Below are 16780 nucleotides of genomic sequence, written 5' to 3'. Positions count from 1 at the left end.
CTGCGGCAAATGGTGACTGCTGGGTTCGTTCGAGCAGACCCGCAGCACGTCCTCGCACGAAAGCAACGTAGGAGAGCACATGCCGGCGATAGTCCTGATCGGCGCCCAGTGGGGCGACGAGGGCAAAGGCAAGGCCACCGACCTGTTCGGCGAACGCCTCCAGTGGGTCGTCCGCTACCAGGGTGGCAACAACGCCGGGCACACCGTCGTTCTTCCGAACGGCGACAAGTTCGCGCTGCATCTGATTCCTTCCGGAATCCTCACCCCTGGCGTGAAGAACGTGATCGGCAACGGCGTCGTCGTCGATCCGGGTGTGTTGCTCACCGAGCTCGACGGCCTGGAAAAGCGCGAGGTCGATACCTCGAACCTGCTGCTCAGCGCCGATGCGCACCTGATCATGCCGTACCACGTGGCCATCGACAAAGTGACCGAGCGCTTCCTCGGAGCCAAGAAGATCGGCACCACCGGGCGCGGCATCGGGCCCTGCTACCAGGACAAGCTGGCGCGGGTCGGAGTGCGAGCAGCCGATGTGCTCGACGAGAAGATCCTGACCCAGAAAGTCGAAGCGGCACTGGAATTCAAGAACCAGGTGCTCTCGAAGATCTACAACCGGCGCGCCTTGGATTCGCAGCAGGTCGTCGACGAGGTGCTCGAACAGGCAGAGGGCTTCAAGCACCGGATCACCGACACCAGGCTGCAGCTGAACCTGGCACTCGAGCGCGGCGAGACCGTGCTGCTCGAGGGATCGCAGGGCACCCTGCTCGACGTAGATCACGGCACCTACCCCTATGTCACGTCCTCGAACCCGACGGCGGGCGGCGCATCGGTCGGATCGGGAATCGGTCCCAACAAGATCACCACGGTGCTCGGCATCCTCAAGGCGTACACGACGCGGGTCGGTTCGGGTCCGTTCCCGACCGAGCTGTTCGACAATCACGGTGAGTACCTGGCCAAGCAGGGCGGCGAGGTGGGTGTCACCACCGGTCGCGCACGGCGGACGGGTTGGTTCGATGCCGTCATCGCGCGCTACGCCACCCGTGTCAACGGCATCACCGATTACTTCCTGACCAAGCTCGACGTGCTCTCCAGCCTCGATACGGTGCCGATCTGCGTCGCGTACGACGTGGACGGCGTTCGGCACGACGAGATGCCGATGACACAGACCGGTTTCCATCATGCGAAGCCGATCTACGAGGAGATGCCCGGTTGGTGGGAGGACATCTCCGGTGCCCGCACGTTCGAAGAACTGCCGATCAACGCGCAGAACTACGTGCTGCGCCTCGAAGAGCTGTCGGGCGCATACATCTCGTGCATCGGCGTCGGACCGGGGCGCGACGAGACCATCGTGCGTCGAGACATTCTGCGGTAGGTAGTTCGCGCGAATCGACTGCCCCGAGGCTTATCGCCTCGGGGCTGTTCTCTTTCTATCGAGAAATCGAACAGTGACCCTTTTCCAGATATGTCCGAATTGGACTGCGCCGACCCGGGTGAATGTGGATAATTGCTCTCACGTACAGCGACGGAGGGCCGGTCGATGACTGAGAATTACAACGGATTGGAAGTTTTCGGGTACCAATTCGATCGCTTCGCTTACGAACATCCATGGATCGGCGCGCAAACCGGCGAATTCATGCTCGGCCCCGAAGGCGGGGGAATGCTCGAATTTGCACATGCCACGGTCTTCGCGTTGCCCGATGGAGGTGCGCACGAGGTGCACGGCCCCATCCTCGACTGGTATCTCGGTCACGGCGGACCCTATGGTGCACTTGGTTATCCGATCAGCAACGAGCGTCCGACGCCGACGGGATCCGGTCGATACAATCGATTTCAACGCGGAGCCATAGGATGGTTGCCGGATCTGGGTGCCTTCACCATCGGCGGTCGGCATGAGGAATCGGGTGTGGAGTCGGTGCCAGAAGATCAGTCGTTCTTCGAGGTGTCTGCCTGAAAGAATTCTTCGCCGCTGTTTCGAGCTGATTATCCGGTCCGAAAGTTCGAATTACCCCTCGGAATTAGTTCAGAACAAAGTCGGCTCGTCGAATCCCGCGACACCTTCGATGCCGAGAATTCGCTGTTTGGTATTCGCACCACCCGGTGCCGAGAAGCCGCCCACTTCCGTGCCCGCCCCGAGAACGCGATGGCACGGAACGATGATCGGCACCGGGTTGCGTCCGAGCGCCCCGCCCACCGCTCGGGCTGCGCCGGGGTGGCCGAGTCTGCGCGCGATATCGCCGTACGTCAGTGTCGCACCACGGGGAATCGTGCTGCAGACGGTGTAGACCGCCGCATCGAATTCGGAGACGTTCAGTACCAGTGGAATCGGGCTCATGTCCACCGTCCTGCCCTCCAGGAGTTCGGAGACTCGAGCGATCGCGTCGGCCGCCACGGCTTCGATCGGACCCGCCGTGGCTCCGAAGCCGGCCAGGTAGTCCGTCATGGCCTCGCTCGACGGCTCGGGCAGCGCAACGGCGATGACACCGTCCTCGGTCCACGCAAGTCCGCAGCGGCCGATGGCGGTGTCGAAGAGCGTGTAGCTCGGCATTGCCTCAGTATCCACCTGAGTGCGTCCAGCAGTCCAGTAGGTCAGGCAATGGACTTGAATATTCGATGCCAGTGGGCGAATACTGGCAATCATGGCCTCCAGAGTCCTCAACGCAACGTCACTGGCCCGCGATCTCGGCAGCTGGCGGGGTGAGGCGTCCTCGGAAGGATCGGGCAAGCGCAAGACCTCGCGTCCGACTTATCGTGCGTTGGCGGACGGCGTGCGACTGCTCATTCACGACGGACGTATTCCACTCGGAGTCGGTCTGCCGAGTGAACGTGACCTGTCGGCGGCCCTCGACCTGAGTCGTACCACCATCACGTCCTCGTACTCGGTACTCCGTGACGAGGGCTATCTGATCAGCAAGCAGGGCTCGCGCAGTACCGTGGCGCTGCCCGCTCCGCTCACCCCGAACGGATTGCTGATCCACTCGAGCGCGCCGTCAGGACCGGTGGTGGACATGTCTCACGCCGCGATGTCCGCGGCCGACGGCACCATGACGGACGCCTACGAATCCGCGCTACAAGCCCTCCCGACGTATTTGTCGACACACGGGATGGAACCCATCGGGTTGGCCGTGCTGCGCGAGGCCATCACGCAACGCTTCGTGGAACGTGGGCTGCCCACCACTGCAGATCAGATCATGGTGACGTCCGGTGCGCAGCAAGCGGTTCGGCTGCTGCTCGGTACGTTGACCGCGCCCGGCGACCGCGTCCTGATCGATCACCCCACCTATCCCAATGCGCTCGAAGCCATCAGGCGGGTGGGCGCTCGGCCGGTGCCGGTGCCGGTGCGCCCCGCCGAAGGCGACTGGGATCTCGACGGAATCGGTAGTGCTGCAAGACAAACCGCCGCGAAGATCGCGTATCTTATTCCGGATTTCCACAACCCGACCGGGCAGGTTCTTGACGCCGAGGGTCGGGCCGAACTGGCCCGCATCACCCGAGATGCCCGCATGACGCTCATCGTCGACGAGACGATGGTGGATCTGTGGCTCGACGCTCCGCCGCCGCCCCCGGTGGCCTCGTTCGGGCGAGTGTCGGGATCGGACATCATCACGATCGGTTCGGCATCCAAATCGTTCTGGGGTGGTCTACGCATCGGGTGGATCAGGGCGCACCCGTCCTTGGTCTCGCAGCTCGCAGGCTCGCGCGCCGCCCACGACCTCGGCACCTCGATCATGGATCAATTGGCGTCCTCGTTTCTGCTGCAGGACGCGGAACCAGCCCTCGAGCTACGCCGTTCACAGCTGCGTGAGCGCCGCGACGCGCTCGAAGACGCTCTGGCCGAGCATGTTCCGAGTTGGCGCTATCGCCGATCCTCCGGAGGTATGTCGCTGTGGCTGCAGCTGCCTGCGCCGGTGTCGAGTGCTCTGGCCGCTACCGCTCCTGCCTTCGGGGCGGTGCTGGCGGCGGGGCCGCGATTCGGCGTCGAAGGTGCCTTCGAGCGCTACCTCAGGCTCCCGTACACCCGTGAGCCGCAAGAGCTTCGGGCCGCGGTGGTGGCCACTGCCGCAGCGTATCGAGCCCTCGCCACGGGCGTCGAATCGGAGCAGCCCGCGTTGGTCTTCTGAGTGGCCCAGTCCTGTCGGCGAACTCGAAGTCAAGGACGGAAATCAGCTGAAAAGCATCCATAACTTCGAGTTCGGCACCGGGAGTGGAGCCTGCGGAATGACCCAGTTGTGCGGCAGGCTAGCTCCAGACCGAGGCGATATCGGTTGCCGCAGCAGGCGGTGGCGTCGGGACCGCGTTTTCGGTGCGAGAGAACCGCGGCGCCGGACGGTGCTGCGTGACGCCGCCGACATCGATGAGCGAGCCGCGATCCTTCATATGAGGGTGCGCCGGGGCCTCGGCGAAAGTGAGGACCGGCGACACGCACGCGTCGGTGCCGTCGAAGATCGCGGCCCATTCGTCGCGGGTCTTCGAAAGGAATGTGGCAGTGAATCTCTCGCGCAGCTCCGGCCAGCGGGACTTGTCCATCTGCGGGGGCAGGTCGGCGTCGGTGAGGCCGAGGCCCTTCAGCAGTTCGGTGTAGAACTGCGGCTCGAGCGATCCGACGGCCATGTAGCCGCCGTCGGACGTCTCGTAGGTGTCGTAGAACGGGGCACCGGTGTCCAACAAGTTGGTGCCGCGGTCATCGCTCCACGCGCCGACCCCGCGCCACGCCCAGATCATGTGCGACAGCGCAGCGGTGCCGTCGACCATGGCCGCGTCGACCACCTGGCCCTGCCCGGAGTTCTGACGCTCGTAGAGCGCCGCCATGATGCCGAAGACGAGGAACATCGAACCGCCACCGAAATCGCCGACCATGTTCATCGGCGGCACCGGACGCTCGCCGGCGCGGCCGATGGCGTTGAGCACCCCGGTGACCGAGATGTAGTTGATGTCGTGGCCGGCCGTCTGCGCCCACGGGCCGTCCTGCCCCCAGCCGGTCATCCGGCCGTAGACCAGGCGCGGATTGCGGGCCAGGGCGTCGTCGGGTCCGAGTCCGAGGCGTTCGGTGACGCCGGGGCGGAAACCTTCGATCAGCACGTCGGCGCGCTCGAGCAGCCCGAGAATCTTCTCGATGTCGGCGGGGTCCTTGAGATTCGCCTCGACGACGGTGCGGCTGCGTAGCTGGTGGTCGTGGGGCGCGATCTGCCCGGCGCGTTGGACGCGTACGACGTCTGCGCCGAGGTCTGCCAGCAGCAATGCCGCGTGCGGGCCGGGTCCGATGCCTGCGAGTTCGACGACGCGAAGCCCTGCGAGCGGTCCACCATTGTTCGACACGTTGTTGCCCCGTTCCGACTCGTCAGCTGCGAATGTGACTGGAGACTAACGTGTACTAGGGCGTCCAACCGATTCGGGTGTGGATAATGATGGCCGTGACTGCCCCAGATTCCGTTCGCATCGGTACTCCGCTGACTCCCGGGGCCACCCGGGTGATGCTGCTCGGAGCAGGTGAGTTGGGCAAAGAGGTGATCATCGCGTTCCAGCGCCTCGGTGTCGAAATCATTGCCGTCGACCGTTACGACAACGCCCCCGGCCATCAAGTGGCCCATCACGCGTTCACCATCGACATGAGCAACCCCGAAGAGCTGCTGGCACTGATCGATGCGCAACAGCCGGACTTCGTCGTCCCGGAGATCGAGGCCATCGCCACCGATGCACTGGCCGAGGTGGAGGCCAAGGGCAGAACCACGGTGGTTCCGACGGCTCGGGCTACGCAGTTGACGATGAACCGTGAGGGCATCAGGCGACTCGCAGCCGAGGAGCTCGGACTGCCGACGTCGCCCTACGCCTTCGCCGATTCGCTCGACGACGTTCGGCAAGCGTTGTCCACCATCGGCTTTCCCGCCGTCATCAAGCCGGTCATGTCGTCCTCGGGCAAGGGCCAGTCCGTCGTTCGCAGCGAGGACGATGTCGAGGCGGCCTGGGAGTACGCGCTGAAAGGCGGCCGGGTCGACCTCGGCCGCGTCATCGTCGAGGGGTTCGTCGACTTCGATTACGAGATAACACTTCTGACGGTCCGCGGGGTGGACGGAACGTCGTTCTGCGAGCCGATCGGCCACCTCCAGGAATCCGGTGACTACGTCGAATCCTGGCAGCCGCAACCGATGTCCGACGCAGCGCTCGCGGGTGCCCGCGAAGTCGCCGAGCGCATCACGACGGCGCTCGGTGGGTACGGATTGTTCGGCGTCGAGCTGTTCGTTCAGGGCGACAACGTGTACTTCTCCGAGGTCAGTCCTCGGCCGCACGACACCGGCCTGGTCACGCTTCGTACGCAACGGTTCTCGGAGTTCGAGCTGCATGCCCGCGCGATACTGGGTCTGCCGATCGACACGACACTGCTCTCGCCGGGCGCTTCGGCAGTGATCTACGGAGGCGTCGACGCGGACGGAATCTACTTCGGCGGCGTCGCCGCCGCGCTGAAAGTCCCCGAGACCGACCTGCGGCTGTTCGGCAAGCCGACCAGCTTCGTCCGCCGCCGGATGGGCGTCGCGGTGTCGACGGCCTCGGACATCGACACCGCCAGGGCCAGGGCACGCGAGGCCGCGGGCGAGGTGCGGCCCACTGCCTGACCCACTGCCTGACCCACCGCGCCTGCTTCCGGGACAAGGCACACTGAGCGCATGAGTGTGTTCGGAGAGACCCTGGTCGGCCTTGCGATTGTGATCGGGCTCGTCGGCATCGTCGTCCCGATTCTGCCCGGCACCATCGTGATCTTCGCGGCCGTCGCAGTGTGGGCGTGGCTCACCGGCGGCGCCGCCGCCTGGACCGTGTTCGCGATCGCGACGTTGCTGCTGGTGATCAGCGGGGTCGTCAAATACACGTGGCCGGGCCGACGCATGCGGGAGGCCGGCGTGCCGATGCGATCGCTGGTGCTCGGCGGACTGCTCGGGATCGTCGGGTTCTTCGTCATCCCCGTCGTCGGACTGTTCATCGGCTTCATCGGCGGGGTGTACATCGCGGAAGTGCCCAGGCATCGCAATCATTCCCAGGCGTGGCAATCGACAGTTCACGCCACCAAGGCGGCCGGGTTGTCGATTTTGGTCGAGCTGTTCGGGGCTTTGCTCGCGTCCGCAGTGTGGCTCGGCGGAGCAGTGCTGGTTTAGTCGATCCGGTACCAGGCCCTGGCATTACCGTCGAGCACAGCGGGGAGATCGCCGCCGACGGCATGGGAAATGATGTCGATGTCGTTCTCCGAGAACGGACGTGGGGCGCGGGTACCAGGTAGATCGGTGCCGAACATCAACGCCTCGGGATTGACCCGATGAATCTGCTTCAGCGTATCGGCGATGTCGAGGTCGACGCGGCCGAATCCCGTTGCCTTGACGCGTACTCCGCGGTCGACCAGGTTGAGCAGATACGGCAGCCCCTGAGTCGACAGGCCGAGGTGATCGATACTCACCGCCGGTAGCTTCGCGAGAATGGGCTCGAGCGAGAGCAGCAGGGATGCATCGACATACAGCTCTGCGTGCCAGCCGACCAACTCGTGCACGCGCCGAGCCTGAGTGGTGAGCATCTCGACGTCGGTCTCGCCGCGTTTGAGGTTGAACCGCATTCCCCGCACGCCCGCGTCGTGCAACGCGAGGATGTCCTCGTCGGAGCACTCGGGATCGATCTGAGTGACGCCGGCCCAGCCGCGCCCGAGGGTCGCGAGGGCCGAGAGCAGATAGCTCTGATCGGTACCTTGGAACGAGGCCGATACCACCGCTCCTCCGGTGATGCCGAGCCCGTCGACGTCGTACAGGTAGTTCGAAACCGTGTAGGGATCGGGCAGAAATCCGTGGTTCTCGACCAGCGGAAACCGAGGGTCGATGATGTGCAGGTGGGCGTCGAACACGGGTCCAAGCATGCCAGCTCGAGCAATTGCCGTTGCGACCGACCGTCGCGGTGTTTGAATGCGAAACATGAAACCGGAGACCACTGTCGTTCTCGACGGCTACACCTATTTCGAATGTCCACGCTGGCACGAGGGAAGGATCTGGGTATCGGACTTCTACTCTCACCGCGTCGTGTCTGCTCTGGAGGACGGCTCCGATGCACGAGTCGAAGCCGAGGTACCCAATCAGCCCTCGGGGCTGGGGTGGCTACCCGACGGCCGACTGCTGATCGTGTCCATGCGCGACTACAAGCTGCTGCTGCGTGAGCACGACGGTTCGCTGACCGTCCACGCCGACCTCTCGACCTATGTGACCGCGAACCTCAACGACATGCTCGTCGACCCGCAGGGCCGCGCCTACGTCGGGAACTTCGGGTTCGATCTGATGAATTTCGCCCCGGTGGAGACAGCCGAACTGATTCGCGTAGACCCGGACGGTTCGGCCCATGTCGTTGCCTCGGACCTGTACTTCCCCAACGGAATGGCGTTCACGGCATCGGGCGAGCTGCTGGTGGACGAGACGGTCGGCAACAGGGTCAGTGCGTTCGACATCGCAGCGGACGGGTCGCTGGGGGAGCGGCGGGACTGGGCGATCTTCGGCGATGTGCCGACGTCGACGGATATGGCCACGGCGATCGGTGAGGTGAAGGTTGCCGCCGACGGGTGCTGCATCGACTCCGACGGCACGATGTGGATCGCCGATGCGCTGGGACAGCGAGTACTGCACGTGGAGCAAGGCGGTGAGGTTCTCGAACAGCTCGATTTCGACCTCGGGGTGTTCGCCTGCGGGCTCGGCGGCGTCGACGGTCGCACGCTGTTCGTCTGCGCTGCACCGGATTTCAACGAACATCAGCGCAAGGTCGAAACCGAGGGCAAGTTGCTGGCGGTTCGGGTGTAGAGCGCTTCGCGCATGTGAGTGGAACTTCGTAGCAGGGGCCGAGGCAGGAGTGGAGCCTGCGGAACGACCCGCAGGCTCCGCACTCACATGCGGTGCCAGCCGCTCTAGGCCTTGTCGGGCTCGGAGGCCTTGAGCATGTCCTCACGCTCGACGACCTTGACCCGCTCGCGGCCCTCGGGCTCACCGAGGGAACGCTCGTGTGCGTCGAGGCGGTACCAGCCGTCCCAGGTGGTGAACGGAACCTGCTTGCCCTCGAGGAACGAGGTGACGGCATCGAGGTCGGGCTCGGCCGCACCGGCGAAGCTCGGCGCATCCTCGAGCAGATTCGCGACGGTTTCGTTGGCGTCGCCCTTGGTGTGACCGATGAGGCCGACGGGGCCGCGCTTGATCCAGCCGGTGACGTAGGTGGCGGGCACGGGTGTGCTCGAGTGCGGTGACTCCATGACCCGGCCGGCCTCGTTGGGGATGGTGCCCGCCTGCTCGTCGAAGGGGAGCGCGCTGATGTTCTGGCTCAGGTAACCGACGGCACGGTAGACGGCCTGGACCTCCCAGTCGTTGTACTTTCCGGTGCCGCGTACGTTGCCGGTTCCGTCGAGCTCGGTGCGCTCGGTACGCAGACCCACGACCTTGCCGTCCTCGCCGAGTACCTCGCTGGGGGACTCGAAGAAATGCAGGAACAGCTTGTGCGGGCGGCTACCGACGTCGCGGATGGCCCAGTCCTGCAGGGTGTTTGCGACCATGTCGACCTGCTTGGAGTTGCGGCGGGCCTGCTCGGAGCCTTCGTCGTAGTCGATGTCCTCGGGGGCGACGATCACCTCGATGTTCGGTGAATGGTCGAGCTCGCGCAGCTCCAGCGGGGTGAACTTGGCCTGAGCTGGCCCGCGGCGGCCGAAGACGTGTACCTCGAGGGCCTTGTTGGCCTTGAGGCCCTCGTAGACGTTGGACGGGATCTCGGTGGGCAGGAGTTCGTCACCGGTCTTGGCCAGGACGCGCGCGACGTCGAGGGCGACGTTGCCGACGCCGAGTACTGCGACCTTCTCGGCCTCGAGCGGCCAGGTGCGCGGCACGTCCGGGTGGCCGTCGTACCAGGAGACGAAATCGGCGGCGCCGTAGCTACCGTCGAGGTCGATGCCGGGGATGTTCAGCGCACGGTCGGCGTTGGCTCCGGTGGAGAAGATGACGGCGTCGTAGAAGCGGCGCAGGTCGTCGAGGTCGATGTCGGTGCCGTAGTCGATGTTGCCGAGCAGGCGAACCTGTGGCTTGTCGAGCACCTTGTGCAGCGCGGTGATGATGCCCTTGATGCGCGGGTGATCGGGGGCCACGCCGTAGCGAATGAGCCCGAACGGGGCAGGCATACGCTCGAAGAGGTCGATGCTCACGCCCGGTCCGCTGACATTGTGGTCGGACTTCATGAGCGCGTCGGCGGCATAGATGCCTGCCGGTCCGGCACCGACGATGGCGACGCGGAGTGGACGAGTCTGATCAGTCATGTGCAGCGAGCTACCTTCTTCGAGGGAAGTGCGGACACCCCAGCATAAATTAAGCACTACCTGAGCTGGGGCGGTGGGCAAGTTGCCGTATTTCCCGGTTTCCGGTAGGAATTGGCTGTGCAGACGACATTCCTGGTCCGGCGGTTCACCGTCGACTTCTGTCGTACCTGCACCAACATGTGTTGTCGGTGACCTGACCCGACGCCCACAATCCCGGTTCCTCGAGAAAATCAGGACGGGACCTCTCTCGACGGCAGCGCTGCCTGAATGCAATTCGCTCGCCGTGCACGGATTCGAGGACACATGACCACTCTGGAACAGCCCGCCACTCTCACCGTCGCCACATTCGGCCCGTCGTTCGGAGCCGAGATCCTCGGACTCGACGTCGCCTCGGCCTCCGATGCGCAGATCCTCGCCCTCCGGGCAGCCCTCGTCGAACACAAGGTGCTGGTGCTGCGCGGACAGACGCTCGACGACGCGGCACACATCGAATTCGGTCGACGTCTGGGAGACCTCACCGCAGGCCACCCGGTACACGACAGCGGCCACGTCGCTCCCGAGGTCTACGCCCTCGACAGTCAGGACAACGGATTCGCCGACGTGTGGCACACCGATGTCACGTTCATGGAACGGCCACCGATGGGCTCGATCCTGCGGCCCGTCGTGCTGCCCGCGCACGGCGGCGACACCAACTGGGCCGACAGCCAACTGGCCTACGAGTCGCTGTCCGCGCCGGTGCGCAGCATGATCGACGGGCTCACGGCAGTACACGACGGCAACCGCGAATTCGGTTACTACCTCGCGCGCACACGCGGCGGAAAAGGCAACGTGTGGGACGGCAAGGAAGTCACCGCCCTGGTCCCCGTCGAACATCCCGTCGTGCGGGTCCATCCGGAGACCGGCCGCAAGGGGCTGTTCGTCAATCCGGGTTTCACCTCCCACATCGTCGGGGTGTCGGAGGCCGAGAGCCGCGGGATCCTCGACATGCTGTACGCGCACCTGACCAAGCCCGAGCACATCGTGCGGCACCGCTGGCAGCTGGGCGATCTGGTGCTGTGGGACAACCGCAGCACCTCGCACTACGCCAATCGTGACTACGGCACCGAGCATCGCACAATGCACCGCATCACCCTGCGTGGCGATATCCCGGTCGGCCCCAACTAGTGACTGAACGGTCGGATCGAGGAAGATTGGCCGCATGGCGTCATGGAGTGAACGTAGACAGCAATGGGTCGACAGTCGCGAGGAAGCGCGCAACAACGCGTCGGCGACGGCTGCGAACTCCGGCGAGGAGCGTCAGCCCAACGCATGGCCGTTCATCATCGCCGCAGGCGTCGCCGTCGTCCTGCTCGTCGGCATTTTCGTGGCCTCGAAACTCGCTCCTGCCGAGAACAACGTGACGCAAGCTCAGCTGCTCACCGACAGCGTCGAGGGATTCCTCGAGGCGCAGAACACCGGCAACGCGGATCTGCTGCGCGAGAACACCTGCTTCGACGAGGTTGCGCTGCTCATTCCCGGCGACGATGCGCAGTACCGACTCGATCGGGAAGGCGAGGTGGAGCGCAACGGCGAGACCTCCATCGACGGCGTGCCCTCGAACTACGAGATCAACGGCGACCGCGGTGTGGTGACGGTCCCGCTGAAGGAAGCAAAATCCGGAGTGCAGACCGACGAGAAGTGGAAGTTCGTGCGCATCGACGACAAGTGGTTGGTATGCAATGTCTGATTCGTGGACCGGTGTCGAGGTAACAGTGAGTGACGGAAGGCTGATCAAGTGACCTACGCAGGTGACATAACTCCCGAGGCGGCGTGGGAGTTGCTTTCACGGGACCCCGAGGCCGTGCTCGTGGACGTCAGGACGCGCGCCGAGTGGCAGTACGTCGGAGTCCCGGACACATCGAGCATCGACCGTCCGACCCACCTGATCGAATGGGTCAGTTTTCCCGACGGTGCCCGAAACACCAACTTCGTCGAGGACCTGAAAGCAGCGGGAGTGGACGGTGAACGGCCGGTGGTGTTCCTGTGCCGCTCCGGTCAGCGGTCCATCGGTGCCGCGCAAGCCGCGACGGCCGCCGGGATCGGCCCGTCCTACAACGTGCTCGACGGCTTCGAAGGAGCCACCGATGCCGAGGGACACCGCGGAGCCACGGGCTGGCGTGCGGTCGGGTTGCCGTGGAGGCAGTCGTGAGTATTCCGGGCGGCGGGCAGGAGCGAAGCGACAAGGGGAGTTCTACCGGCGGGCAGGAGCGAAGCGACACGGGGAGTTCTACCGGCGGGCAGGAGCGGAGCGACAAGGGGATGCCACGCGGCGGCGGATTCGACAAGCCCTTGCCCGAGGGGGTCGGTCAGGGAACGCTGGGCGTCCGCGGCGGCCTGATGCGATCGGGGTTCGACGAGAATGCCGAGGCGCTCTATCTCTCTTCGGGTTTCGTCTACGAGAGTGCCGGTGCGGCGGAGCAGGCGTTCACCGGTGACATCGATCATTTCGTGTACTCGCGCTACGGCAACCCGACGGTCAAGATGTTCGAGGAGCGTCTGCGACTGATCGAGGGGGCGCAGGCCTGCTTCGGTACATCCAGCGGAATGTCTGCGGTGTTCACCGCGTTGGGCGCATTGTTGAAGGCCGGAGACCGATTGGTCGCTGCGCGTAGCCTTTTCGGATCCTGCTTCGTGGTGTGCAACGAGATCCTGCCGCGCTGGGGCGTCGAGACCGTCTTCGTCGACGGAGACGACCTCGAGCAGTGGGAGCAGGCGTTGTCGGTGCCGACGACGGCCGTGTTCTTCGAGACGCCGTCCAACCCGATGCAGTCGCTGGTCGATGTCAGGCGTGTTTCGGAGATGGCTCATGCTGCCGGTGCAACGGTGGTGTTGGACAACGTGTTCGCGACGCCACTGCTGCAGCGCAGCCTCGAACTCGGTGCCGATGTGGTGGTGTACTCCGGCACCAAGCACATCGACGGTCAGGGTCGGGTGCTCGGCGGAGCGATCCTCGGATCGAAGGAGTACATCGACGGACCGGTGCAGACTCTGATGCGTCACACCGGCCCGGCGCTGAGCCCGTTCAATGCCTGGACGCTGCTCAAAGGACTGGAGACCATGCCGGTGCGAGTGCGACATTCGGTGAACTCCGCGCTGCAGGTCGCCGAGTTCCTCGAAGGTCACGCCGCGGTGCGTTGGGTGAAATATCCGTTCCTGCAGTCACATCCGCAGCACGAGCTGGCGAAATCGCAGATGTCCGGCGGCGGCACCGTGGTGACGTTCGAGCTCGACGCCCCCGAGGGGGAAGGTAAGAAGCGCGCCTTCGAGGTACTCGACGCGTTGCGTATCGTCGACATCTCCAACAATCTGGGTGACTCCAAGTCGCTCATCACCCACCCGGCCACCACCACACACCGTGCGATGGGGCCGGAAGGTCGTGCGGCAGTGGGCATCACCGACGGGGTGGTGCGCATTTCGATCGGGCTGGAGGACACAGAGGATCTGCTCGCAGACTTGGACCAGGCTTTGAAATAGCGGTATCAGCGCTCGAACACGCTGAGAACGGTGCGAAATTTGGCCGTCGTCTCCTCGAGTTCGGCGTCGGGATCGGACCCTGCGACGATGCCGCCGCCTGCGGTGGCGGTACCGGACAACCCGTCGGCGGCGAGTTCGATGCAGCGGATCGCAACCATCCACTCGCCGTCTCCGCTGCCGTCGGTCCACCCGACGGCACCGGCGTAGAAGCCGCGGGAACCCTCGAGGTCTCTGATGGCATCCATCGCTGCGGCCCTGGGAACCCCGGCGACGGCGGCGGTGGGATGCAGGGCCAGCGCCAGGTCGAGCGCCGATGTCCTGGGATCGGTCAGGTCCCCGACGATGGGTGTCGACAGGTGCCACAGCTGCGGAGTGCTGCTCAGTTGGGGTGTCTCGGGCACCTCGAGCGTCTCGCAGAACGGTGCCAATGCAGCACGGATCTCGTCGACGACGAATCGATGCTCGGCCTGGTCTTTGGCGCTCGCCGTCAACGCCGCCGAGATGCGCGTGTCCTCATCGGGATCGGCCGAGCGGGCAGCCGTCCCCGCGAACGGGTGGCAGCTGACGATGTTGCCGCGCTTGCGAACCAGCAACTCAGGACTCGCACCGACGATGTGCCTGCCGGATTCGCTCGTGGGGGCGAGGTCGGCCAGGAAACCGTTGCCCATCGGATCGCGCGCGACCAGCGCGCTCAACATCGAGGCGGGATCGATCGGTGAATCCGCGGTCACCTCGATGGCCCGCGCGAGCACGATCTTCTCGGCGACACCGGCTTTCAATTGTTCTACGACATCTCGCACTCGCTGCACATGGACGCTCGGGTCGGGGACCTGTCCTGCCACGGTGACCGTGGGTAGCGGCGGTTGAGCATCCACCGTCGCCCAGGGCCCGTCGAGTCGGTAGAACTCCTCCGGTTCGATCAGAGCGGTGGCCTCGGACATATCGAACGGGATCGCACCGAGCACATTTCGGCCCTCGCGTACCGCGGCCACCGCGTCGGCGATATCGGGAAACGCGTGCCGAACGCCCCGTCCGACGACGTGATGATCGAGGCGGGAGAGCACGAATTCGAGTGTCATCGGAAGGGGTTCTGAGTGCGGCCCACCAAGTCGGCGACGGAATCGAGGACCATGGTCGGCCGGAACGGATACTGCTCGACGGACTGGACCGTCGAGATTCCGGTGAGAACGAGGATCGTCTGCAACCCCGCCTCGAGACCCGAGAGTACGTCGGTATCCATCCGATCACCGATCATCAACGTGTTCTCGGAGTGGCCGCCGATCGCGCGCAGCGCCGAACGCATCATCAACGCGTTGGGCTTGCCCACGTAGTAGGGCTCCTTGCCGGTGGCCTTGGTGATCAACGCGGCCACCGAACCCGTCGCGGGCAGCGAACCCTCACGGGACGGGCCGGTGGCGTCGGGGTTGGTGGCGATGAAACGCGACCCCTTCTCCACGAGACGAATGGCGGTGGTGATGGCCTCGAACGAGTACGTCCGGGTTTCGCCGAGCACCACGTAATCGGGACTCGAGTCGGTGAGCGTGTAGCCGATGTCGTGCAGAGCCGTGGTCAGACCCGACTCGCCGACCACGTATGCACTGCCGCCGGGGCGCTGATTACCGAGGAACGTCGCGGTGGCCAGAGCCGATGTCCAGATGGACTTCTCCGGAATGTCCAAACCGGTGAACGCCAAACGGGCCCGCAGGTCGCGAGGGGTACGAATCGAGTTGTTGGTCAGCACGATGAAAGGAATCTCGTTGGCCTGCAACTCGGCGAGAAACGTATCTGCGCCGGGGATCAAGTGGTCTTCGTGTACGAGGACACCGTCCATGTCCATCAGATACGTCCACGGCTGGGGCTTGTCTGTTTCGCTCACCCTTCCATTGTGAACTACGCCGGTCGCGCTCAGGCTCGACTGCCGAACTATCGGGTCGTTCCGCCGGCTTCGGTCCTGCTACCAACTTGCCGCTCGATCTTCGGCGAGCCGGGAGTTGGCTCTGTGAAGTTGGCGTTTCGCGGGCCGTGGTGCCACCCCAGACGCCGAACGGTTCGACGGCGGCGGGAGCAGTTCCACGATTCGACGTGCTCGATCATGACTCCCCCGTTCCCTCGATCGGTGACTGACTCGAACGATGGTCGCGAGAATCTCTGCACCGGGCAAGGTTTCGAGTCAACGTGATTCGGTTTCCAGGTTTTCCCGGTGCTGTCGAGGCAGGGGCTTCGACGGTTGCTACTTGCCGGCTGTGTTCGCATTGTGCTCGAGAGCCGCGGACACCCAGAACTGCAGTGCTGCCTCGTTCTCCAGTGCCGCTGCGTCGACAGTGATCCACCCTGCGCCCATCGAGCGACCTCGGCCCATGACAGCGTGCAGGGCTCCGTCGAACTGCAGGAATTCGGGTTCGCGATCTCCATCCACTCGAACCAGTAGAGCTCGATCTCCGATGCCGACGCACGCCACCATCTTGCCTCGCACCAGGAAAGCCAGACCGCCGAACATCTTCTGCTCCCGCAGACTCTTCTGGTCGGTGAGGATGCCGCGGATGCGATCGGCAAGAAGCTCGTCGTACGCCATGCGCTTGCGCCTTTCCGGTCATCGTGGCTCTCATCGAAGACCTGATCGGTAGTGGGCGCAACCGTGGATCCTCGCTGTGTGGCATGCCGTTGGCTTCAGCGCAGGTGGGTGCAGTAGGCAGGGCTGTGCCCTGGTGCTGGTATGGGTGGTTACGCGGGTTGTCGTGGTTCTTCGTCGCCGGTTCGGCCGGTGTCCTCGGTGTCCCCGGTGTTGTGGTTGTGGTGGTCGGGTGGGTGCAGTACTTCTTCGGGGTGGTGTGCGTGGTTGATCAGCCCGCGACGTTGGGGGTCGATGTCGGCGGGTGGGTGCCAGAGGGTGCGGCCCGGGTAGCGGTGGCGTGCGGTGGTTTTGGTGGTGGCCCATGTGCCGGGGCCGGTGCCGACGAGTGCGTGGTGCATGTC

General features: G+C 64.7%; 17 protein-coding genes and 1 pseudogene. 10 read left to right on the top strand and 8 right to left on the bottom strand.

Annotation, left to right across the window (positions count from 1 at the left end):
- Positions 1–79 precede the first annotated feature (79 nt).
- Positions 80–1369 carry an adenylosuccinate synthase gene (locus ACOQFP_RS21200; RefSeq protein ID WP_421585445.1) on the top strand — a complete coding sequence of 430 codons (1290 nt, stop codon included), beginning with the start codon at positions 80–82 and terminating at the stop codon, positions 1367–1369.
- 165 nt (positions 1370–1534) lie between these two features.
- Positions 1535–1948: an LGFP repeat-containing protein gene (locus ACOQFP_RS21195; protein WP_421585444.1), complete on the top strand. Its 414-nt coding sequence runs from the start codon at positions 1535–1537 to the stop codon at positions 1946–1948.
- 69 nt (positions 1949–2017) lie between these two features.
- On the opposite strand, the gene ACOQFP_RS21190 is transcribed toward ACOQFP_RS21195, so the two are convergent.
- Complete coding sequence (locus ACOQFP_RS21190; RefSeq protein WP_421585443.1) at positions 2018–2542, bottom strand: methylated-DNA--[protein]-cysteine S-methyltransferase; 525 nt, start codon at positions 2540–2542, stop codon at positions 2018–2020.
- A gap of 91 nt (positions 2543–2633) precedes the next feature.
- On the opposite strand from ACOQFP_RS21190, the gene ACOQFP_RS21185 reads away from it, so the two are divergent.
- Complete coding sequence (locus ACOQFP_RS21185) at positions 2634–4115, top strand: PLP-dependent aminotransferase family protein (protein ID WP_421585442.1); 1482 nt, start codon at positions 2634–2636, stop codon at positions 4113–4115.
- A 118-nt stretch (positions 4116–4233) separates the two neighbouring features.
- Here ACOQFP_RS21185 and ACOQFP_RS21180 read toward each other — a convergent pair whose 3' ends face one another.
- A complete protein-coding gene (locus ACOQFP_RS21180; RefSeq protein ID WP_206488862.1) occupies positions 4234–5310 on the bottom strand; it encodes a CaiB/BaiF CoA transferase family protein in 1077 nt (358 codons plus the stop codon).
- A gap of 86 nt (positions 5311–5396) precedes the next feature.
- On the opposite strand from ACOQFP_RS21180, the gene purT reads away from it, so the two are divergent.
- Together purT and ACOQFP_RS21170 are read left to right on the top strand one after the other, a co-directional pair.
- Entirely contained in the window at positions 5397–6602 is a 1206-nt protein-coding gene (gene purT, locus ACOQFP_RS21175; protein ID WP_421585441.1) for a formate-dependent phosphoribosylglycinamide formyltransferase, read from the top strand.
- 51 nt (positions 6603–6653) lie between these two features.
- A complete protein-coding gene (locus ACOQFP_RS21170) occupies positions 6654–7136 on the top strand; it encodes a DUF456 domain-containing protein (RefSeq protein WP_206488864.1) in 483 nt (160 codons plus the stop codon).
- Here ACOQFP_RS21170 and ACOQFP_RS21165 read toward each other — a convergent pair.
- The gene (locus ACOQFP_RS21165) at positions 7133–7867 is read right to left on the bottom strand and encodes an amidohydrolase family protein (RefSeq protein WP_206489080.1); all 735 of its coding nucleotides are present in this window, start codon (positions 7865–7867) and stop codon (positions 7133–7135) included. The two genes, ACOQFP_RS21170 and ACOQFP_RS21165, sit on opposite strands and share 4 nt — an antisense overlap.
- Positions 7868–7934: 67 nt before the next feature.
- Between ACOQFP_RS21165 and ACOQFP_RS21160 the strand changes: the two genes are divergently transcribed.
- The gene (locus ACOQFP_RS21160) at positions 7935–8804 is read left to right on the top strand and encodes an SMP-30/gluconolactonase/LRE family protein (RefSeq protein WP_421585440.1); all 870 of its coding nucleotides are present in this window, start codon (positions 7935–7937) and stop codon (positions 8802–8804) included.
- A 104-nt stretch (positions 8805–8908) separates the two neighbouring features.
- Here ACOQFP_RS21160 and ACOQFP_RS21155 read toward each other — a convergent pair whose 3' ends face one another.
- Positions 8909–10294 (bottom strand): FAD-dependent oxidoreductase, encoded by a 1386-nt coding sequence (locus tag ACOQFP_RS21155; RefSeq protein WP_206488866.1) that lies wholly within the window; start codon positions 10292–10294, stop codon positions 8909–8911.
- Between the two features lie 303 nt (positions 10295–10597).
- On the opposite strand from ACOQFP_RS21155, the gene ACOQFP_RS21150 reads away from it, so the two are divergent.
- From ACOQFP_RS21150 to ACOQFP_RS21135, 4 genes are all read left to right on the top strand, one after another.
- Positions 10598–11458, top strand: coding sequence for a TauD/TfdA family dioxygenase (locus ACOQFP_RS21150; RefSeq protein WP_341244763.1), 861 nt, complete (start codon positions 10598–10600; stop codon positions 11456–11458).
- Between the two features lie 34 nt (positions 11459–11492).
- Entirely contained in the window at positions 11493–12020 is a 528-nt protein-coding gene (locus tag ACOQFP_RS21145) for a hypothetical protein (protein WP_421585439.1), read from the top strand.
- A gap of 48 nt (positions 12021–12068) precedes the next feature.
- Positions 12069–12482, top strand: a complete 414-nt coding sequence (locus ACOQFP_RS21140) for a rhodanese-like domain-containing protein (protein WP_421585438.1) — start codon at positions 12069–12071, stop codon at positions 12480–12482.
- 110 nt (positions 12483–12592) lie between these two features.
- Positions 12593–13807, top strand: a complete 1215-nt coding sequence (locus ACOQFP_RS21135; RefSeq protein ID WP_206489081.1) for an O-succinylhomoserine sulfhydrylase — start codon at positions 12593–12595, stop codon at positions 13805–13807.
- Positions 13808–13812: 5 nt separating this feature from the next.
- Here the strand turns inward: ACOQFP_RS21135 and ACOQFP_RS21130 are convergent, their stop codons facing one another.
- The 4 genes and pseudogenes from ACOQFP_RS21130 to ACOQFP_RS21115 all read right to left on the bottom strand — a co-directional run.
- The gene (locus ACOQFP_RS21130; RefSeq protein ID WP_421585437.1) at positions 13813–14886 is read right to left on the bottom strand and encodes an isochorismate synthase; all 1074 of its coding nucleotides are present in this window, start codon (positions 14884–14886) and stop codon (positions 13813–13815) included.
- A complete protein-coding gene (locus ACOQFP_RS21125) occupies positions 14883–15644 on the bottom strand; it encodes an HAD-IIA family hydrolase (protein ID WP_206489082.1) in 762 nt (253 codons plus the stop codon). The genes ACOQFP_RS21130 and ACOQFP_RS21125 overlap by 4 nt, the downstream gene beginning before the upstream one ends.
- Before the next feature lie 393 nt (positions 15645–16037).
- Entirely contained in the window at positions 16038–16379 is a 342-nt protein-coding gene (locus ACOQFP_RS21120; protein WP_421585436.1) for a TfoX/Sxy family protein, read from the bottom strand.
- A 149-nt stretch (positions 16380–16528) separates the two neighbouring features.
- Positions 16529–16780: pseudogene (locus tag ACOQFP_RS21115) on the bottom strand (HNH endonuclease); the annotation flags it as partial.

Origin of the sequence: Rhodococcus sp. MALMAid1271, assembly GCF_049195265.1 — a bacterium.
Classification (GTDB): domain Bacteria; phylum Actinomycetota; class Actinomycetes; order Mycobacteriales; family Mycobacteriaceae; genus Rhodococcoides.
Note: the sequence above shows the minus strand (reverse complement) of the source record. Positions and strands in the feature narration are given on the sequence as shown.

Excerpts from the sequence above, each read along its gene's own strand:
- ACOQFP_RS21200 (WP_421585445.1), top strand. The coding sequence starts at position 80 with ATGCCGGCGATAGTCCTGATCGGCGCCCAGTGGGGCGACGAGGGCAAA.
- ACOQFP_RS21195 (WP_421585444.1), top strand. The coding sequence starts at position 1,535 with ATGACTGAGAATTACAACGGATTGGAAGTTTTCGGGTACCAATTCGAT.
- ACOQFP_RS21190 (WP_421585443.1), bottom strand. The coding sequence starts at position 2,542 with ATGCCGAGCTACACGCTCTTCGACACCGCCATCGGCCGCTGCGGACTT.
- ACOQFP_RS21185 (WP_421585442.1), top strand. The coding sequence starts at position 2,634 with ATGGCCTCCAGAGTCCTCAACGCAACGTCACTGGCCCGCGATCTCGGC.
- purT (WP_421585441.1), top strand. The coding sequence starts at position 5,397 with ATGATGGCCGTGACTGCCCCAGATTCCGTTCGCATCGGTACTCCGCTG.
- ACOQFP_RS21170 (WP_206488864.1), top strand. The coding sequence starts at position 6,654 with ATGAGTGTGTTCGGAGAGACCCTGGTCGGCCTTGCGATTGTGATCGGG.
- ACOQFP_RS21160 (WP_421585440.1), top strand. The coding sequence starts at position 7,935 with ATGAAACCGGAGACCACTGTCGTTCTCGACGGCTACACCTATTTCGAA.
- ACOQFP_RS21155 (WP_206488866.1), bottom strand. The coding sequence starts at position 10,294 with ATGACTGATCAGACTCGTCCACTCCGCGTCGCCATCGTCGGTGCCGGA.
- ACOQFP_RS21150 (WP_341244763.1), top strand. The coding sequence starts at position 10,598 with ATGACCACTCTGGAACAGCCCGCCACTCTCACCGTCGCCACATTCGGC.
- ACOQFP_RS21145 (WP_421585439.1), top strand. The coding sequence starts at position 11,493 with ATGGCGTCATGGAGTGAACGTAGACAGCAATGGGTCGACAGTCGCGAG.
- ACOQFP_RS21135 (WP_206489081.1), top strand. The coding sequence starts at position 12,593 with ATGCCACGCGGCGGCGGATTCGACAAGCCCTTGCCCGAGGGGGTCGGT.
- ACOQFP_RS21130 (WP_421585437.1), bottom strand. The coding sequence starts at position 14,886 with ATGACACTCGAATTCGTGCTCTCCCGCCTCGATCATCACGTCGTCGGA.
- ACOQFP_RS21125 (WP_206489082.1), bottom strand. The coding sequence starts at position 15,644 with ATGGACATGGACGGTGTCCTCGTACACGAAGACCACTTGATCCCCGGC.
- ACOQFP_RS21120 (WP_421585436.1), bottom strand. The coding sequence starts at position 16,379 with ATGGCGTACGACGAGCTTCTTGCCGATCGCATCCGCGGCATCCTCACC.